Genomic DNA, 18,065 nt, shown 5'->3' on the forward strand with positions numbered 1-18,065 from the left:
TCAGTTCTTGCCCGGCCAGGCAGGCAGGTCGCCCTGGTATCGGTTGAGGCCAATATCCTGCATGACGGAGCGGCGGTGGATCTCGGCCATGACGGGCTCGAACACCGCGTTGCGCTTTTCAAGCTCGGCATGTTCGGCGAGATGGGCGGGGACGAGTTCATTGATTTCGGCGAAGATATCGTCCTCGTTAACGGTCGTGAGCTTGCCGCCCTGCATCACGATCCTGCCGGCCACCATCACCGTCTCGATCGAGGAGCCGTTTTCCGAATAGACGAGATGCTTGGCGACATCGTTGAGTGGCATGAAGGAATAGCTGTTGAGATTGAGGATCAGCAGGTCGGCCGCCTTGCCGACTTCCAGCGAGCCGGTCACATGCTCCAGCATCGCAGTGCGGGCACCACCAATGGTCGCCATGCGGAGGATCTCTTCCGAGGTCACCCATTTGGTGCAATCCGGACCCGAGACACTGTGGATCAGGCCGGCGACGCGCATGACGTCGAAGATACGCGACGTATCGTTGGAGCAGACGCCATCGGTGCCGAGGCCGACCGTGACCCCGGCGTCCAGCAACCGGCGGATGGGAGAGATACCGGCGCCGAGCTTCTGGTTGGAGACGGCATTGTGGGCGATCGACATATCAGCCTCACCCATCAGGCGCATATCGTCGTCGCTGACCCAGACGGAGTGGGCGAAGGTCGTGTTGCGCTTCAACAGGCCGAGGTCGTTCATATAGGCAACGAGGCTCTTGCCGTAGAGTTCGTGGCCGGTCACGGCCTGGGTCTTGGTTTCCAGCACGTGGGTGTGGAACGGCACGCCACGATCGACGGCGAGATCCATGCAGGCGAGCATCAGGTCGCGGCTGCAGCGCTGCGGCGCCGATGGGGCGATCATAAAGTTCAGCCGGCCGGATTTGCCGTGCAGGCTGGAAAATGCCGACTTACAGTAATCGACATAGGCATCGGCTGTGATCGGCGGACCGAAATCGAGCTGGTCCTGCAGGTTCTGCGGCATCACTTCGCGGGCAAAGGGCAGCGCATCGAGCGTGTGGATGTTCATCACGGCGCTGGAGATGTTGGCGCGGATGCCGGCGTCGTCATAGGCGCGAAAGACCACGCCCAGCCGGTCGAGATCGTGCTTGGGAGGATCGAAGAAATCGTCGCAGAAGGTGGTGACGCCGTTGCGGAGCGACTCCATCGCCAGCAGCAGGCTGCGGAGATAGAGCAGCCGCTCGCCGATCGCCCCATTCATCAGTAGCGGATAGGCATAGAGCAGCCAGATTTCCAGCGGCATGCCCTGATAGCGGCCTCTGAAGAACGTCTCGCTGGAATGGGTGTGGGAATTGACGAGGCCCGGCATGACCAGCTTGCCGCGCCCTTCGATGATCTCGGCATCCGGCGCCGCGACGAGGTTCTGGCCGATAGCCTTGATGATGGCACCCTCTATCAGGATATCGCCGTCGAAGGGCTCGGTGCCGTGCTCGGCATCGACGGCGAGGATCTTCGCGCCACGGATGAGAATTTCGGTCATGGCAGGTTCCCAAGCGATTGGATCAGCAGATGATAATAGGCGTTATGGTCGCCATCCCTGACGTAGAAGACGTTCTTCGGCCGATCGGTGATCTGCCACCAGTCAGCCACCGTCATGCCTGATGTCAGTGTGCCGTTGAGTTCCACCGACACGTTGATCTGGCGGCCGGAGAAGATTTCCGGCGCCATCATGAAGGCCGGCACGCAGGGGCCGTGCAACGGCGCGCCTTCCCAGCCGTATTTCTTGAGGTCGAAGGCTTCGGAGAATTCAAGCATCTCGGCGGTTGCGATGCCGCAGCGATTGCCGAGTTCGCGCATCGCTTGAAGGCGCGTTCGCGTCGAGCGCATTTGATGAGTCACATCAAGAGGAAGCAGCGTGGTCTTGATGCCGGACCTGAGCACGATATCGGCGGCTTCGGGATCGACATAGCAGTTGAACTCGGCCGATGGGGTAATGTTGCCGACCTCGAAATAGGCGCCGAGCATGGCGACAACATCGACGATCTTTTCAGCAATATCCGGCGCCTTGCGGACCGCGACGGCGAGATTGGTCAGCGGTGACAGCGAGCAGATGGTGATCTCGCCGGGATGGGCGCGGACCGTGTCGATGATGAAATCGACGCCGTGTTTCTCCTGGAGTTTGATCTTTGGTTCCGGCAGGTCGGGGCCGTCGAGGCCGGTCGGGCCGTGCACATGTTCGGCCATGACAAGCGGCCGCAGGATCGGCTGCGGGCAGCCGGCGAAGACGGGGATGTCCGGGCGGGCGGCCAGTTCCATCAGCTTCAGGCAATTGGTAATGGTGTGGTCTAGATTGATGTTGCCCGCCGTCGCCACCAGCCCCAGCACGTCGAAATGACTGGGCTGGCCTAGAATCATCAGGATCGCGGCCGCCTGGTCCTGGCCGGGATCAGTGAGGATGATCAGTTTTCGCTGAGTCATTTGAGTACTCCAATCTTGCCGCTTCCTCCCTCTTCTCCCCAGCGGGGAGAAGGTGGCGCGTAGCGCCGGATGAGGGGGCCATCCAGTGCGCGGCGCCCCCTCATCGCCTCGCTATGCTCGGCACTTCTCCCCGGTGGGGAGAAGAGGGAGAGCTTGGCTCGCCTACCGGCCCTGCATTGGATCGCACATGTGCTGCTCACGCCGCAGCCTCCACCTTGCCCGGTGCGCCGCCTTCGAGCCACGCATAAAGCTCCCATGTCTCGCCGTCAGGCCCGTAGAAGTACAGGCAGCGCGAATTCCAGGGATAGTCGGCCGGAGGGTTGACGAAGGTAACCCCCTCCTTGCGCAATGCGTCATAGCTTGCGTCGATCGCGGCGGGATTATCGAGCTTGACAGCGATCAGCACCGCCGAGGCCGATCCCGGCTTTATGCGCACGTCGGCGTGTTTCTCGATATGTGTCCGATCCCAGAGTGCCAGCGTCAGGCCGGCGCCGGTGAAATCAGCAAAGCCGGGCGCCCGGTGCTTGAGCTCAAAACCAAGCTTCTCGGTGTAGAACGTGATCGATTTCTCGAGGTCGGTCACGAGGATGCAGACATCCTGGATCGGATGGACTTGGGCGAATTTCATGATGTCTCTTCCCTGAATGCTTATTGATCCTTGAGCTCGGCGAAAGTGCCCGCCGCCTTGGTGCCGCCGCGCAGCTTGCCGCTCAGCCAGACACCGAAGATGGTGGCGAGGTAGGGCAAAGCCTGCAGCAGGTCGTGGGGGACCTTGTCGCCGAACATCAACTGCGCTCGGATACCGATGGCGCCAACGACGGCGAAGAACAGCGCGGCGAAGGTCGCGCCGATCGGATGTGCTGCGCCAAAAATGACGGCGGCAAAGGCCATGAAACCGCGGCCGGAGGTCATGCCCTGAGCGAAGAATTGCAGGCTGCCGCCCGCGAGTTCCGCCCCGCCGATGGCGCAGAGCACGCCGCCGATGGCAAGCGCGATCAGCCGCATGCGAGCCGGGTTGGCGCCGACGCTGCGGGCGGCGAAGGGATGTTCGCCGCAGGCCGCCAGTTGCAGGCCGAAACGCGTGCGGCGCAAGAGTACCCACATGCCGAAGACGACAAAGGGCATGGCAACGACGAAGATCGACAGAACCCCATAGGAGCCGAAGGCCGGGCCGAGCTTGGGCACGCCGAAGGGGGCGCTGACGGTCGCCTGGCTGCCGAAGATAGCTTCGACCGCGAGTGCCGTGCCGCCAATGCCGAGGCCGGTGAGCCCAAGGCCGGCGATGATCGGGTTGGCCTTGAGCTTCTCGATGACGAACCACAGCAGCACCGAGGCCAGCACGCACATGACGATGGCGATCAGCAGCGCCAGCGTGAAGGAGTTGGTGACCATTATGCCGAGGATCAGCGAGCAGGCACCAATGATCATGATGCCTTCGAGGCCGAGGTTCCAGACGCCGGCCCGCTGGGCGATAACGCCCGCGAGCGTCACATAGATCAACGGAGTGCCGGAGCGGAGGATGGCAATGATGATGTCGTTCATGAGGAACGTCCTCCAAGGCGCAGGAATTTCTCGACAAAATTGGATCGCGCGGTGATGAACAGCGCGATGGCCGCGTTGATGATATCGATCGCCGCCGCCGGCAGACCGGCCATGATCGGCAGGTAGAGCGCCGCCGATGCCAGCCCGCCGAAGAACACTGCAGCCACCGCCGTGCCGACCACCGAGAGATTCGCAACCAGCGCAATCAGGATGGCCGTGAAGCCATGGGTGGGCAGGAAGCCAGAGGCGATGCGGCCGTTGGGACCCATCAGTTCGATCGTGCCGGCAAGGCCTGCAAGCGCGCCCGAGATGATGAAGCTCGACAGGCCGAGCTGCCAGAGCTTGGCGCCCTGCCATTGCACCATAGTGCCATTGCGGCCCGCAAGGCTCGCCAGCACGCCGAAGGCGGTGCGATTGACCAGCAGCCACATGGCAATGCCGACGACGATGGCAATGACGATGATGGTCGGCGACAGGCCCAGCGAATTGGAGATGCGATAGGCGGCGTCGAGCGGCCGGCTGGAGGCCTGCTGGCCGGAGCCGGAAGGATCCTTCAGCGGGCCGGAGGTGACATAGACCAGCAGCAGGCCGGCGAGGAAATTGCCCATCAGCGTGGTGATGACCTCATCGGTGCCGGAGCGCAGTTTGAGCAGGCCCGGCCAAAGCGCCCAGAGCGCGCCGCCGGTCATGCCAGCGATGAAGCAGGCCGGGATGACGACGAAGGCGGGTCCGCCCTTCAGCCACTCGGCTGCGAAAGCGGCAAAGATTGCGCCGACATAGAACTGGCCCTGCGCGCCGATATTGAAAAAGCCCGCACGGAAGGAAATGCTGACGCCGGCTGCGGTGATGAACAGCGGCAGCGCCCAGCGCAGGCTCTGCTCGATGGCTCCCGGCCGCAGGAAGGCGCCGTCGGCGACCGAGCCCAGCATCAGCGCGGCATTGTAGCCCGCAAGCTGGAAGACCAGCGCGCAAAGCACCAGCGCGAAGACCACGAAGATCAGGCTGCGGATAATCGACAGGATACGGTCTCTCATTGCGCGGCCCCCATGGCGGTCTGTCTGGCTCCTGTCATTGCACTTCCGACCGACTGGATGTCGTAGGGCGCGGTGAATTCGCCTGCCACCTTGCCCGAGAGCATCACGACCACGCGGTCCGAGATATCGAAGAGTTCGTCGAGGTCCGACGAAATCAGCAGGATCGCGGCTCCCCTGTCCCGTGCCGCTCGCAGCGACTGCCAGACGAAGGCGGTGGCGCCGATATCGAGGCCGCGCGTCGGCTGGGCGGCGATGATCACCCTGGCATCCGGATCGACCTCGCGGGCGAGAATGACCTTCTGGGCATTGCCGCCGGACAGCGAACCGGCCTTCTGCGTCGAGGAATGATAGTGGACGCTCCAGTTCTTCAGTGCCTTGTCGCAGAGCGCACGAATGGAGGACGGGTTGACCAGCTTCAGGAGCGGCCCCTGAAGCAATTCGCGAGCGCTCCAGTTTTCCCAGAGCGAACTGGTCAGGCTCAGCCCCTCGACATTTCGCTCGAAGGGAATGATGCGCAGGCCAAGTGCGCGTCGGGCGGCGAGCGACATCCCGCCGACATCCCGGCTGGCGAGCGTGACGCTGCCGGAGGAAAGATCGGCAAGGCTGGCGATGGTGCGAACAAGCGTCTTCTGGCCATTGCCTTCGACACCGGCGATGCCGAGGATTTCGCCGGGGCGTAGCTGAAGATCGACATTTTCGAGCGGCGCCCCCTCGCTGTCAGGCTTGGTGGAAACGGACTTCAGCGTCAGCACTGGCGGCAGGGCATTTCGGGCCGTCGCAGCGGCGTCGTCGCCATGGTCGGCTCGGGCGCCGACCAGCGCATCCTTGTCTTCCTGCGTGAGAGTCTTGGCGGCCTCGCCGACGATCATCGATGCCAGCTTGTCGGCCGTGATGTCGGCGCAGGCCATGGGACCATCGATCAGCTTGCCACCGCGCAGCACGGTCACTGTATCAGCAATTCCAAGCACTTCGCGGATCTTGTGAAGAATGAGAATCACGGTGACGCCGCGCTCTTTCAGCCTGCGGACGCAGGTAAACAGCATCTCTATGCCGGTGGGCGACAGCACCGCCGTCGGCTCGTCGAGGATCAGCACCTTGGCATCGGTGACCAGCGCCCGGGCGATTTCGATGCCCTGCTGCGTCTCGACCGGCAGGTCGCGGATGCGCCTGGAGAGATCGACCTGTACGTCGAGGCTTTTCAAATGATCGCGCCATTTGTCGACCAGCCCCTTGCTGGAATAGATGCCGCCCTTGCCGGTCGAGCCGAACTCCATTGCCTCGGCGACCGTAAACGAAGGCGGCAGGGCGAAGCTCTGGTGCACGAGTTCGACGCCCGCGGCGCGGCTGTCATTGACGTGGCCGGTGCGGATCTCGCGACCGGAAATCTCCACCGCCCCTTGCGTCGGCTGGACGAGACCGGAGGCGACACGGGCAAAGGTGGTCTTGCCGGCTCCATTCTGGCCGACGACCGCATGGATCAGGCCGGGCGCAAACGACACCGAGACATCGGAGAGCGCCACCACCTCGCCATATCTGACGGTGACATCTCGGCAGGTCAGAGCGAGCTGACTGGAATTGGACATGGAACGGTTCCCAACGGAATTCATGGGTTCGCGGCCCCGAACAGGGCTAGTGACGAGGCCGCGAACCGCAGACAATCCTCCCTAGAAGAGCGGATTGTAGCCGGTTTTTAGTGGTGCGTAATTCCTTTCCCCGGATCTCCGATCCAGGCCCCGAGATCTTCGATCCGGGGGGTTACGCTAGAGGTTGGTATTGAACTCAACCTTGATAGAGCCGTCAATGATGCCCTTCTTGGCAGCTTCAATCTCAGCCCAGATCTCCTTGGCCTTGCCGGAAAGCTCAGCGGGACCCTGCTCGGCGAACACCGGCGATGCGACGAAATCGATGACGCCGGTGCCGAGGCCGGTCGGCTGGTGGCCGCCCTTCCAATCGGAGCCAAGTGCCCTGCTGACTTCGTTGTAGAGCGACTGGCCGAAATCGAGCGCCACAAGCGCGATCACCGATTTCGGACCCAGCTTGTACTGGGCGGGCGAGATGCCGCTGACCATGCGGCCTTCCTTCTCGTTGGCAGCAGCAATGATGCCGCCATCGGTCGCCGCCGAGTCCGTCTGGATATATTCGATGCCGTCATTGTACATCTGGGTGGCGATTTCCTGACCCTTGGCAGGGTCCTGGAACGAGCCAGCGAAAGCGGCGGTGACGCTGGCCTTCGGGTTGACCGACAGAGCACCGGCCTTCAGCGCATTGAAGTCTGCATTCAGCGGCGGCAGCGACACGCCACCGATATAGCCGATCTTGCCGGACTTCGAGACCTTGGCGGCAAACATGCCGGAGAGGTAGCAGCCGAGATAGTAATCGTAGGAGACGGTGACGACGTTGGGGATGGTCGGCTCGATCGGGTCGCCGAACAGCTGGATCCACTTGGTGTTGGGGTATGACGGGGCGAGCGCCTTGAAGGGCTCGGCGACTTCGTTGAAGGTCGAGACGATGATCGCAGCACCCGCATCGCCGAGCGTGCGGAACACGGTTTCATAGGTCGCCGGATCCTGCGCATAGACGGCGCGGTATTCAAAACCCTTCTCGGTTGCCAGTTCCTTGAGCTTGCCGATCATGGAATCGACCGGACCGTTGTCGCCGGCGGCCTGGGTGTGGACGAGTGCCACGAGCCCGCCTGCGGCATGCGCAAGGTTGGGGATCAGGTTGGCGGCGAGGCCGAGCGCTGCGGTGCCGGCACTTACCTGCAGGAAGGTGCGGCGATCGATGCCGGAATTGATGGACGTCCCAGTCTTGATATCAGTCATTGCTTTGTTCCCTGTTGCTGGTTGTTGTCAGTCTGTCGTTATAGGCCGGCGGCAGCCCCCAGGATGCCGCGGGGTAGAATATCTCCTGCTCAAAGAGCCGGGGAATAAGATGCCGGGTTCATGATCATCACCTCCTGCTTCTGGATCGCATCGAGCGCCCAGACCTCGGAAATGAATTTCTGCCAGTCCGGATCGGCATACATGGCCGCCCGCCGCGCTTCGCGGTCGGCAAGGCTGTCATAGGCCCACATCAGCACCGTCGTGTGCAGCGTGCCGAGTTCGGAGACGTAGAGCCCGACGAACTTGTTGAGGTGCTTCTTCTGCACCGGCAGGCCATCGGCTTCGTATTTCTTCATCCACTTGTCTGTTGTGCCGGGCTTGAACGTGTAGGTGCGGTGTTCGAGGATCATCGGATCTGTCCCTTATGCATTCAGGATGAATTCGGCGCATTTCTCGCCGATCATGATGGCGGGCGCGTTGGTGTTGCCGCTCGAGATGATCGGCATGATAGAGGCATCGGCGACGCGCAGGCCCTCGATGCCGTGAACCTTGAGCTTCGCATCCACCACGGCCATCGGGTCGTTGCCCATCTTCGCGGTGCCGACGGGATGGAAGGTGGTCATGGCGGTAGCGCGTAGCCACTTGGTCAGGTCCTCATCGTTCATGGCTGTCGGGCCGGGGGCGAGTTCCTTGCCGCGATATTTGTCAAAGGCCTTCTGGTTGATGATATCACGGGTCAGCCGGATGCCGTCGATCATCGTGCGGATGTCGAAATCGGCCTGCAGGTAATTGGCCTGGATCTTGGGCTTGTCGGTCGGGTTGCTCGAACGCAGCGTGATCTCGCCACGGCTGGCGGGATTGACCGGGCCGACACGCAGCGTGAAACCGTGATTGGCCTCGACCGCCTCCTTCTTGAACGGATTGGGGAAGTGCAGGTTGGCGGTCTTTTCCAAAGCCGGCATGAAATGCAGCTGGATATCGGGCGCCACCAGTCCCTCGTTGGAACGGATGAAAGCACCGGCCTCGTAGGGGAACGTGGTGGTGATGCCTTCACCGAACAGCATGCCCTGTACCACGGACGGGATCAGCTTGTCGGCACGCAGATCGCCAAACAGGGTGATCGGCTCCCGGCATTCCCAACTCATGACGCAATCGACATGGTCCTGCAGGTTCTTGCCGACGCCCGGCAGGTCATGGACTGGATTGATGCCCAATGCCTTGAGTTCGTCGGCCGGACCAATGCCTGAAAGCAGCAGCGCCTTGGGAGAATTGACGACGCCGGATGAAAGCACGATGTCGCGCGCGGCATATGCCTTGGAGAGATTGCCGTCCTTGAGGTATTCGACGCCAGTCGCACGGCCGCTCTCGATGATCAGCCGTGTGGTCTCGGCTCCGGTGATCACCGTCAGGTTCTTGCGGGCGAGGATCGGCCGGAGGAATGCCCAGGAGGTCGACCAGCGCTTGCCCTTCTTGATGGTGAAGTCGTAGCGGCCAAAACCTTCCTGGGTGGCGCCGTTGAAGTCGTCGTTGAGCGGATAGCCGGCCTGGCTGCCCGCCTCGCAGAATACGTCCATCAGGGGATTGTTACCGCGCGCCCGGCAGACTGTCAGTTCGCCGCCGACATTGTGGAACTCGCCATCGCGTTGGACATGGGCTTCCGAGCGGCGGAAAGCCGGCAGCACCTCGTCATAGGACCAGCCGGGCAGACCGAGCTGCGACCAGCGATCATAATCGTGGCGGTTGCCGCGCACGTAGATCATGCCGTTGATGGTGGATGTGCCGCCCAGCACCTTGCCGCGCGGCCAGTAGAGCGAGCGACCATTGAGATAGGGCTCGGGCTCGGTGTGATAGTGCCAGTTGTAGATGCCGGAATGGAAGAGCTTGCCCATCAGCATCGGTAGACGGAACAGTGGATTGCGGTCCTTGCCACCGGCTTCGAGCAACAGCACCCTGTTGGCCGGGTCGGCGCTCAGGCGATTGGCCAGCACGCAGCCCGCGGAGCCTGCGCCGACGATGATGAAATCATATTCCGGTGCTTTCATCATCGTCACCATGCGATGGGCAATGCGCCCATCCTCTCCAGATAGGTGTTGCAGAGAAGGAAGGGATTGGGCTTGCCCAACACGTTGTCGGCAAAAGCAGGGTGTTCGCGCAGGATGCAACCCGTGCCGTCAGACAAGCCTTCCGCAAGCCCGGCTTGCTTGAAGATATCGGCGGCGGCCGCGCCAAAACCGATGAAGACGACGGGCGCATTGCGGGCCAGCAGCATCTCGATCGTCCGCAGCATCAACGGCCGCCAGAAGGGCAGATGGCCGCGAGACTGGTGCGGATCGATGCCGACCTGGAAGCGCGACAGCGTCAGCGAGGCGTTGAGCAGCAACACCCCCTGCCCCACCCAGCGATCGCCGATGGCCGATGGACATTCGAAGTGCATTGCAGGGTCATTGAGCATGGCACGCACAGCCGGCCATTGGTCGAAGCTCGCCGCCAACCGGTCATCGCCGGTCCGCGCTGCCACGATCAACTGCATGTAGGCGCGGATGCTCTTGGAGAACATCTTGTCGAGTTCATCCCAGCCCGCAAGATTGCCGGCCTCGAAGGCACGGCCGGTTGCGAAGCCTGGCTCGGGATACGGATCCTGGCCGAGGATCATGCAACGGACGCCATGCGGCGTGATGCCGTCGAAGGCGGCGAGAGCGTGTGCGCCCTTGGGCTGGCCGGGAAAATGCTTGCCGCGACGGGCCGGGAAAATCGGCTCCCAGGCTTCGAATTCGAGATCGGCATCGACGCGGTCGAAATGATCGCCGACCGGGCCGAGGTCTGCCTGCCAGACATGCGGCAGATCAGCCTCCCACCCGGCGAGCGTCTCCGCCATCGCCTCTCTCAATTGCATCGGCATATCGCCGTCCCCGTTTTCATTTGTTGAGATGAGACTAGACAAAAGCTGACCAAAGTGTCAACTTCTGAAAATCGAAAAAGTGACCAAATGGTCAAAATTTTTCGACCGGAACGTCAGCTTTCCTCGAATCGATGGAGGCTTGCATTGCCGCGTGAAACGCGCCAATTGCTTTGACGACCGGCGTGCCACGCTCGATTGCATGGCGCGGGGTTGATGACGGTAAGGAGGCGAGGACACCGGTATGGCAAGAACGGCAAAAGAGCCGGAAGAGCGCATCCGCGAGCGCAACAGACGGCTGATCATCAAGGCCGGCATCGAGATCTTCGCGCGCAAGGGTTTTGATGGCACGCGAATTGCCGAGATCGCCGAGGCTTCGGGCCTGCCCAAGGCCAATGTCTATTACTATTTCTCGTCCAAGGAAGAGATCTACACGGCCATCATCGCCCACCTGATCGCCAGTTGGGACGATGCGCTGAAATACATTTCGGCCGATCGAGAGCCTGCCGACGCATTCCGCCTCTATATCAAGGCCAAGCTCGATTACACCCGCAAGAACATCGCCGAATCCCGGCTGTTTGCCAGCGAGATCATCCAGGGCGCACGCTTCCTGAAGAAGAAGGATCGCCAGCACATGCAGGAGGTCACCAACGAGCGCGTGCTGATCGTCGAGGGCTGGATTGCCGCGGGCAAGATGCTGCCCGTGGATGCGCGGCATCTGTTCATCATGCTCTGGGCTGCCACGCAGTTCTATGCCGATTTCGAGCCGGTCGCCGCCGACGGGCTCGGCAAGAGCAGGCTCAAGGTCGAAGACTACGAGATGGCCGCCAAGACCATCGCCGAGACGGTGCTGAGGGGGATTATTCCTTAGATAAAGAAAGTCCCCTCCTAAATCCTCCCCACAAGGGGGAGGACTTAATGTGCGGCGCCGCCTCTGCATGTCAATGGACGCCGAATGGAGAGCGAGTGGGTGCGACTGGTTAAGTCCTCCCCCTTGTGGGGAGGATTTAGGAGGGGACTTAACTGAACCGCAAAGCCAAAGTGCTTCGTTAAGCAAGAAACCTCACGCCGCTTTAACCGGCCGGAACGTATAGAATTTCTCGCCTAAAACAGTTCCCGAAGGACACATCTATGAAGACCCTGTTTGCAGCGGCCGTGCTGGCCGTTTCGTTCTCGTCGGCTGCGTTTGCCGAGACACTCAACTTCCCCAGCGACGCGCCGATCGCCACCATCACCATTCCCGACAGCTGGAAGCCGACCGAAACCGAGAGCGGCATCGAGGCGACCTCGGATGACCAGGCGATCTATCTGTCGATCGATATCGCCGACGCCAAGACCAGCGACAAGGTCATCGACGATGCCGTCGCCTTCCTCGAAAAGAACGGCGTGAAGATCGACGGTTCGACGCAGAAGCAGTCGGACGAGAAGATCAACGGCATGGACATGACCAATTTCGACTGGACAGGGACTGACAGCGAAGGCGACGTCAATATCGGCCTTTCCGTGCTGTCGCCGAAACCCGGCAAGCTGCTCGTCATCACCTATTGGGGATCGAAGGGCACGCAGGAGAAGCATGGCGCCGAACTCGGCGGCATCATCACGTCGCTGAAGCCCGCCGAATAAGCGGGACTATGCAAGGATAGCGAAGGGGCGTCGCCGCCCCTCCATCTGCAGGCCTGTCGCCACAAAAACAAACCCCGGCGGAGAGGCTAATCCCGCCGGGGTTTGCTTGGTCCCCACTCAAACAATCAGGGACCGGAAATCGTATCGTTGTCACAGGACAAAGCTGAAGTCGGCTGCGTCCATATCGGACAGCGCGGTATCATGAAGAACCAACTTGTCGCTGCCGAAGCTGACCCAGACATCGTTGCCATGTGCACTGAGGTGGGAGGACAGTTCGGCGAAATTGCCGACGCCCGCGAAGCCGGAAAGGCTCATCGTGTCGGTGGCATTGTTGAAATCCGTCACCGTGTCCACGCCGTCACCCTTGTGGAAAATGAAGGTGTCATAGCCATCACCACCGGTGAGGAAGTCGGTGCCCTTGCCGCCAGCCAGCTGATCGCCGCCGAGCTCACCAAACAGTTTGTTGTCGCCAGCATTACCCTGGAGAAGGTTGCTAGTATCGTTGCCGCGGCCGACGAGATTGCCCTTGCCGAGCATGACCAGCTTGTCAAGATTGTCGGCCATCGTGTAGCTGACCACCGTCTTGACGGTGTCGTAACCGTCATTGAACTCTTCGAACAACTGGATCGACTTCGAGTCGATCACGAATGTATCATCGCCGCCGCCGCCGAAGACCTGGCCGTTGACTTTGCCATGCCGTGTGTCGAGCGTATCGGCATCGTCACCGAACACTATGTTACCGTCGATGCGGCCATGATTGACAAGGTGCAAGCTACCCAGCGTATTGGCGACGGCGGTGACGGCGCCGTTGACGAAGCCATTATTGACGAAACTGTGGTCTCCTTCACCCCTGAAGAGCACCCCGGCCTCGCCACCCCAGATTTCTCCGCCTTTCTGGTTGACGACAGAGTCCTCCAACGGCCCGCCGGTGATTTCGCCACTCTGCTTTTTTACCGGGTCATGGCCGATGGCAACGGCATCCACACCACGGATGACGCCGCTGTTGGTGACATGCGCTGCACTGTCCAGGAAAACGCCGTAATAGGTGCCGTTGACTTCGCCCTTGTTGTTGACCGTCGTGTTGGCGCCATTGCCATAGACGCCGGAGGCCGAATCGACGCGCGAGTCCTTGCCGAAGGTAATCGTGTTGTCGGCCCCCTCAACGTAGATGCCGAAGGAATTTAGGCCTGTGTTGACGAGGTGGCCGTTGATGTTGATCTTGTTGTCATGCGAAGTCGCGCCGACGGTGATCGCCGTCGCACCCGTGACATGCAACTCCGTGTTCTTGGCAAGCGTCCAGGTGTCGTTGCTGCCGTTGATCTTCCATTGTGTGGTACGGTCGTGGTCGATTGTGTGCGTGGCCATGTGAGCCTCCTTGCCGTGTTTTGGTCCCCGGAGAAGGTTCAAGCCGCCGTCGCCGGCCAGCAAGATCTCCAGATTTGTAGTGCCTGTTATGTAGAGAAGACGTTTCAGCGGGAGTTCTCGCGCAGCCATTTTTGTTTCAATTGTTTCAGGCCGGAAACAAACGAAAACCCCGGCGGGGAGGCTAGACCCGCCGGGGTTCTGGTCGTTGGGAACAACGGTTCAGAAGATGAAATCGGATGCGTCAAGATCAGATTTGTGCATGTTTTTCAGGATCATCTCGGTGCCGTCGCCGGAAATGACGAGGTTGTCGCCATCATTATGGGCGTGATGCTTGATGAGATCTTCGACGCTTGTCACGTCCTTGCCCGCGAAAAACCCGATTTGATCAATCCCATCGACAAAATCGGAGACGATTTCCTTGTCCGCATGCGGACGGAAAACGAAAATATCGGAAGCGGAACCCCCGATCAGCATATCGGTGCCCTTGCCGCCTTGAAGCACATCGGCGCCATCCAGTCCAAAAAGTCTGTTGTCACCCAAATTGCCCCTGAGACCGTTGTCGAGCCCATTGCCATGACCTTTGAGATCGGCCTTGCCGGTGAGGGTGAGATATTCGACATTGTCTCCGAGCGTGAAGGAGACCGACGCTTTTATTGTATCTCCTAAGCCACCCAAAGCGTTTTCAGATACTTTAATCCCGGCCCTGTCTAGCACATAGGTATCATTGCCGTTGCCGCCGGAGATCGGCCGGGTCGCAAACCCGCCCTTGCTGACATAGGTATCCTCGCCATCGCCAAGAAAGACACTTCCGTAAATCTTGCCGAAATTGACGACTTTCTCATCGCCGCCGGTGCCGTAGACGGCCATCATAGTTCCCGAGATCGTTCCCGTGTTGATCACGGTGTTTTTCTCGTCACTGACGGAGCCGATTTGGATGCCGTAAGCCGCTGAAATTACTCCACTATTACTAACGGAGCCACCATCGCCTTCGGTGTAGATTCCGCCTTGGTTACCGGAAATGAGGCCAGAGTTGCTGAAGTGATTGCTGTCACCGGCGGAGTAAATACCATATTGCCCGGTGATTACCCCTGCATTGCTTACCTTGCTTGCATCGGAATTATTAACGATGCCGCCAGATGTAGCGTGGATGGCCCCCGTCTCACCAACGGTGATATCGATAGACGGCGATGGCGTCGCTAACGTGCCCAGCACGATGCCATATTGGTCTGCATCAATTTCGCCATTGATGAGAAATGTTCGGCCTGAAACAGCCGATGTCGCGTCGATACCCACAGTTGTGCTTGTCACGATGTTGCGAAGGCCAAGAACGTAATCCGTGTCGGCGGCATTGGCGGAGAATGGCGTTTTCTGGCTGTAAATCTGCATCTTTGACATGTTAAGGCCCCTCGGCGGCATGAATTTCTATGGATCTGTATCTCTCATTTTTGTTTCAGCTGCGTCTCTCAAGGTCGGGACATTTGTTTCAGTTGTTTCAGAAACGAAAACCCCGGCGGAGAGGCTGGATCCGCCGGGGTTACTTGGTCCACGCTCATGCAGCGAGGGACCGAAAAGTTGGATGTGCGGTCAGAAGTAATCGCCGGCATCCATTTCGGATAGCTGCGTATCGCGGAGAACCAGCTTGTCGCCACCGCCCAAGTTGACCCAAACATCGTCGCCATGGGCGCTGATATGCGATTGCAACTGGCTGAAGGCGGAAATGTTGAAATCGACCAAGGTGATATGGTCGAAGACGTTTTCGAAATCGGTCACCGTGTCGATGCCATCGCCCTTGTGGAAAATGAAGTGATCGGCATCGGCGCCGCCAGTCAGCAGGTCGTTGCCCTTGCCACCGGACAGGAAGTCGATGCCGGCTTCGCCATAGAGCTTGTTGTCGCCGCTATTGCCCTGGAGATTGTTAAGCATGGCATTGCCATGCCCCTTCAGGGCGGCCTTGCCGAGCAGGACCAGGGTTTCGACATTGTCGGCCAGTGTGGCATTGGCCAGCGACTTGACGACATCATAGCCCTCGACCGCGTGTTCGACGATATTAACCGGGCCCTTGCCGATCAGATAGACATCGTCGTTGTCGCCGCCCCTGATCTCGCCATGCACGACGCCCTTGCGGGTGTCGATCACGTCGCCGCCGTCGCCGAGCTGGATATTGCCGTCGATCCGGCCGCGATTGACCAGATGCAGGTCGCCGGTGACGCTCAAGACCGCCGAACCAGCCGCGCTGATCAGCCCGTCATTGATGACGGTCTGGTGGCCACTTGCGGTCAGTTGAATCCCGGCTTGGCCGCCGAGGATTTCGCCGCCCTTGTGGTTGACGACTAGATTCTCGAAAGTTGCGTTCGGATCGATGCTTTCCGAACCCATGACGACCGCGACATTGCCGCTGATTTCGCCGCTATTGGTCACATGGCCGGTGCGGGTCAGTAACACGCCGTTGTAGTTGGCTTCGATGTCACCCTTGTTGACAATCGTGGTGTTGATACCAACACTATAGACACCGGTAGCGGCCTTGATTTCGGACTTGGCGCCGACATTGATCTTGGTTTCATCTCCCCAGACAAACGTGCCCCAGGACGCTGCGCCGGTATTAAGAATGTCGCCATTGATGTTGAGCGTGTTGCCGTCAAAACCCGTGCCCACGTAAATTGCCGACTTGCCGGTGACGAACAACTGAGCATTGGCATCGAGTGTCCAGGTGTCTTTGTCCTGGTTGATGTTCCACTGGGTCGTGCGGTCGTGGTCGATTGTGTGCGTGGCCATGTGAGCCTCCTTGGTGCGTTGAGCTTTCCGAAGAAGGTCCCAGCCACCGGTCGCCGGTCAGCAAGATCTCCAGATGTATTTTGCCTGTTATGTAGAGAAGACGTTTCAGCGAGAATTCTCGCGCAGCCATTTTTGTTTCAATTGTTTCAGTCGGAAAACAAACGAAAACCCCGGCGGAGAGGCTAGATCCGCCGGGGTTGATGTCGTGTCAGGTGCGCTAAGGGAGACGCGTCAGATCACGACAGAAAAGTGGAAGTCATTGGCGTCGAGGTCGGCCTCATGGACGCCTCTGAGGACCAGCGTGTCGTCGCCGTAGGTGATCCACAGATCCTTGCCGTGATCGGCCATGTGGTTGGAAACCTCATCGAAGTTATCGGCGCCGTTGAAGTTGAGCAAACTGATGCCGTCCGTGCCGTGTTGAAAGTCGGTGATGACGTCCTTGCCGTCACCTTTGTAGAACACGAAGGTATCGGCACCGGCGCCGCCGGTGAGGACGTCGTTGCCCTTGCCGCCGCCCAGGACATCGGCGCCCGCGAGACCCTTGAGGTGGTTGTCACCGGCATTGCCGCGCGTGAAGTTGTCGCCCGCATTGCCCTTGCCGTCGATATCGCCCTTGCCGATCAAGAGCAGCCTGTCGATGTTGTCGCCGAGCGTATGGCTGGCGTCGGACTTGACGGTGTCGTAGCCGCTATTGAGACCTTCAACGATGTTTACATGCGCCTTGGAGACGACATAAGTGTCATTGCCGGTACCGCCGCGTACCTCGCCGTTGATCTTGCCGGTACGGGTATCGAGATAATTGTTCCCGTCGCTGAATTCCACGACACCGTCGATCCGGCCGTGATTTACGATGTGGGCGATGCCTGACGAGACCTTTACAGCGGTCATGCCTGTGATAAATCCATCGTTGACGAGCGTGTGCCGACCTTCGCCATAAAAGTCCACGCCGAGGAAGCCACCAAGGATCTCGCCACCTTTGTGATTTTCAAGAACGTTGTGGAATTTTGAACCGGGCACGGCGTTGTCGTTGTAGAGTACGGCGGTCATTCCGCTAATCTCGCCGCTGTTTTCAACATCGACCGACTCGCTGGCATGGATTCCGAATTGAGAACCGTCGATCTGACCTTTATTGTCGATCGCCATACCAAGACCCCCACTAAAGATGCCGGTGACTGCCTTGATCTCGCCCTTGGTGCCGATGTTGATCACCGTGTTGTTCGCATTCGAATAAATTCCGACTGCTTCCCCACCCAGGATGTCGCCATTGACGTTGACGGTGTTGTTGTCGAAGCCGCTATCGATGAAAACCGCTGGGGCACCCGTGACATGGAGCTGAGCATTGGCATCGAGTGTCCAGGTGTCGTTGTCCTGGTTGATTTTCCACTGGGTCGTGCGGTCGTGGTCGATTGTGTGCGTGGCCATGTGAGCCTCCATTGCAATGTCTAGCGTAATCAAAATGACCGACCCGGGCAGGTCGATCTCAGTGACGCCTTTATCGGGATGGATTGTTTCGGCAGCACTTCACCGGATCGTATTTTTCGTTTCA

Annotated in this window: 16 protein-coding genes; 2 read left to right on the top strand and 14 right to left on the bottom strand. The window is 60.0% G+C overall.

What is annotated here, in order from left to right; translation table 11 throughout:
• The 10 genes from ACXHRN_RS16565 to ACXHRN_RS16610 all read right to left on the bottom strand — a co-directional run bounded on the left by ACXHRN_RS16565 (window position 1) and on the right by ACXHRN_RS16610 (window position 10,738).
• Window positions 1-1,527, bottom strand: a complete 1,527-nt coding sequence (locus tag ACXHRN_RS16565; protein WP_488637409.1) for an amidohydrolase family protein — start codon at window positions 1,525-1,527, stop codon at window positions 1-3.
• Window positions 1,524-2,465, bottom strand: a complete 942-nt coding sequence (locus ACXHRN_RS16570; protein WP_488637410.1) for a nucleoside hydrolase — start codon at window positions 2,463-2,465, stop codon at window positions 1,524-1,526. Before ACXHRN_RS16570 ends, ACXHRN_RS16565 begins: the two co-directional genes overlap by 4 nt.
• A 196-nt stretch (window positions 2,466-2,661) precedes the next feature.
• Window positions 2,662-3,093 carry a VOC family protein gene (locus ACXHRN_RS16575; protein WP_488637411.1) on the bottom strand — a complete coding sequence of 144 codons (432 nt, stop codon included), beginning with the start codon at window positions 3,091-3,093 and terminating at the stop codon, window positions 2,662-2,664.
• Between the two features lie 20 nt (window positions 3,094-3,113).
• The gene (locus ACXHRN_RS16580; protein ID WP_488637412.1) at window positions 3,114-4,007 is read right to left on the bottom strand and encodes an ABC transporter permease; all 894 of its coding nucleotides are present in this window, start codon (window positions 4,005-4,007) and stop codon (window positions 3,114-3,116) included.
• Entirely contained in the window at window positions 4,004-5,041 is a 1,038-nt protein-coding gene (locus tag ACXHRN_RS16585; protein ID WP_488637413.1) for an ABC transporter permease, read from the bottom strand. The genes ACXHRN_RS16580 and ACXHRN_RS16585 overlap by 4 nt, the downstream gene beginning before the upstream one ends.
• Window positions 5,038-6,624: an ABC transporter ATP-binding protein gene (locus tag ACXHRN_RS16590; RefSeq protein ID WP_488637414.1), complete on the bottom strand. Its 1,587-nt coding sequence runs from the start codon at window positions 6,622-6,624 to the stop codon at window positions 5,038-5,040. The genes ACXHRN_RS16585 and ACXHRN_RS16590 overlap by 4 nt, the downstream gene beginning before the upstream one ends.
• Before the next feature lie 177 nt (window positions 6,625-6,801).
• Complete coding sequence (locus tag ACXHRN_RS16595; RefSeq protein ID WP_488641927.1) at window positions 6,802-7,824, bottom strand: BMP family ABC transporter substrate-binding protein; 1,023 nt, start codon at window positions 7,822-7,824, stop codon at window positions 6,802-6,804.
• Between the two features lie 128 nt (window positions 7,825-7,952).
• Complete coding sequence (locus ACXHRN_RS16600; RefSeq protein ID WP_488637415.1) at window positions 7,953-8,273, bottom strand: NIPSNAP family protein; 321 nt, start codon at window positions 8,271-8,273, stop codon at window positions 7,953-7,955.
• Between the two features lie 12 nt (window positions 8,274-8,285).
• Window positions 8,286-9,908 carry a GMC family oxidoreductase gene (locus tag ACXHRN_RS16605; protein WP_488637416.1) on the bottom strand — a complete coding sequence of 541 codons (1,623 nt, stop codon included), beginning with the start codon at window positions 9,906-9,908 and terminating at the stop codon, window positions 8,286-8,288.
• A gap of 2 nt (window positions 9,909-9,910) precedes the next feature.
• Window positions 9,911-10,738, bottom strand: coding sequence for a uracil-DNA glycosylase family protein (locus ACXHRN_RS16610; RefSeq protein WP_488641928.1), 828 nt, complete (start codon window positions 10,736-10,738; stop codon window positions 9,911-9,913).
• A 265-nt stretch (window positions 10,739-11,003) separates the two neighbouring features.
• Here ACXHRN_RS16610 and ACXHRN_RS16615 point away from each other — a divergent pair, with 265 nt between their 5' ends.
• On the top strand, window positions 11,004-11,630 hold the full coding sequence (locus tag ACXHRN_RS16615; protein WP_488637417.1) for a TetR family transcriptional regulator C-terminal domain-containing protein: 627 nt from the start codon (window positions 11,004-11,006) through the stop codon (window positions 11,628-11,630).
• 260 nt (window positions 11,631-11,890) lie between these two features.
• Window positions 11,891-12,382, top strand: a complete 492-nt coding sequence (locus ACXHRN_RS16620) for a histidine kinase (RefSeq protein ID WP_488637418.1) — start codon at window positions 11,891-11,893, stop codon at window positions 12,380-12,382.
• 150 nt (window positions 12,383-12,532) lie between these two features.
• On the opposite strand, the gene ACXHRN_RS16625 is transcribed toward ACXHRN_RS16620, so the two are convergent.
• From ACXHRN_RS16625 to ACXHRN_RS16640, 4 genes are all read right to left on the bottom strand, one after another.
• The gene (locus ACXHRN_RS16625) at window positions 12,533-13,747 is read right to left on the bottom strand and encodes a calcium-binding protein (RefSeq protein WP_488637419.1); all 1,215 of its coding nucleotides are present in this window, start codon (window positions 13,745-13,747) and stop codon (window positions 12,533-12,535) included.
• A 219-nt stretch (window positions 13,748-13,966) separates the two neighbouring features.
• A complete protein-coding gene (locus tag ACXHRN_RS16630) occupies window positions 13,967-15,142 on the bottom strand; it encodes a calcium-binding protein (RefSeq protein ID WP_488637420.1) in 1,176 nt (391 codons plus the stop codon).
• 189 nt (window positions 15,143-15,331) lie between these two features.
• Window positions 15,332-16,519: a calcium-binding protein gene (locus ACXHRN_RS16635; protein WP_488637421.1), complete on the bottom strand. Its 1,188-nt coding sequence runs from the start codon at window positions 16,517-16,519 to the stop codon at window positions 15,332-15,334.
• Window positions 16,520-16,750: 231 nt separating this feature from the next.
• Window positions 16,751-17,941, bottom strand: coding sequence for a calcium-binding protein (locus ACXHRN_RS16640; protein ID WP_488637422.1), 1,191 nt, complete (start codon window positions 17,939-17,941; stop codon window positions 16,751-16,753).
• Window positions 17,942-18,065: the final 124 nt, after the last annotated feature.

The organism is Shinella sp. OV683, assembly GCF_057787725.1.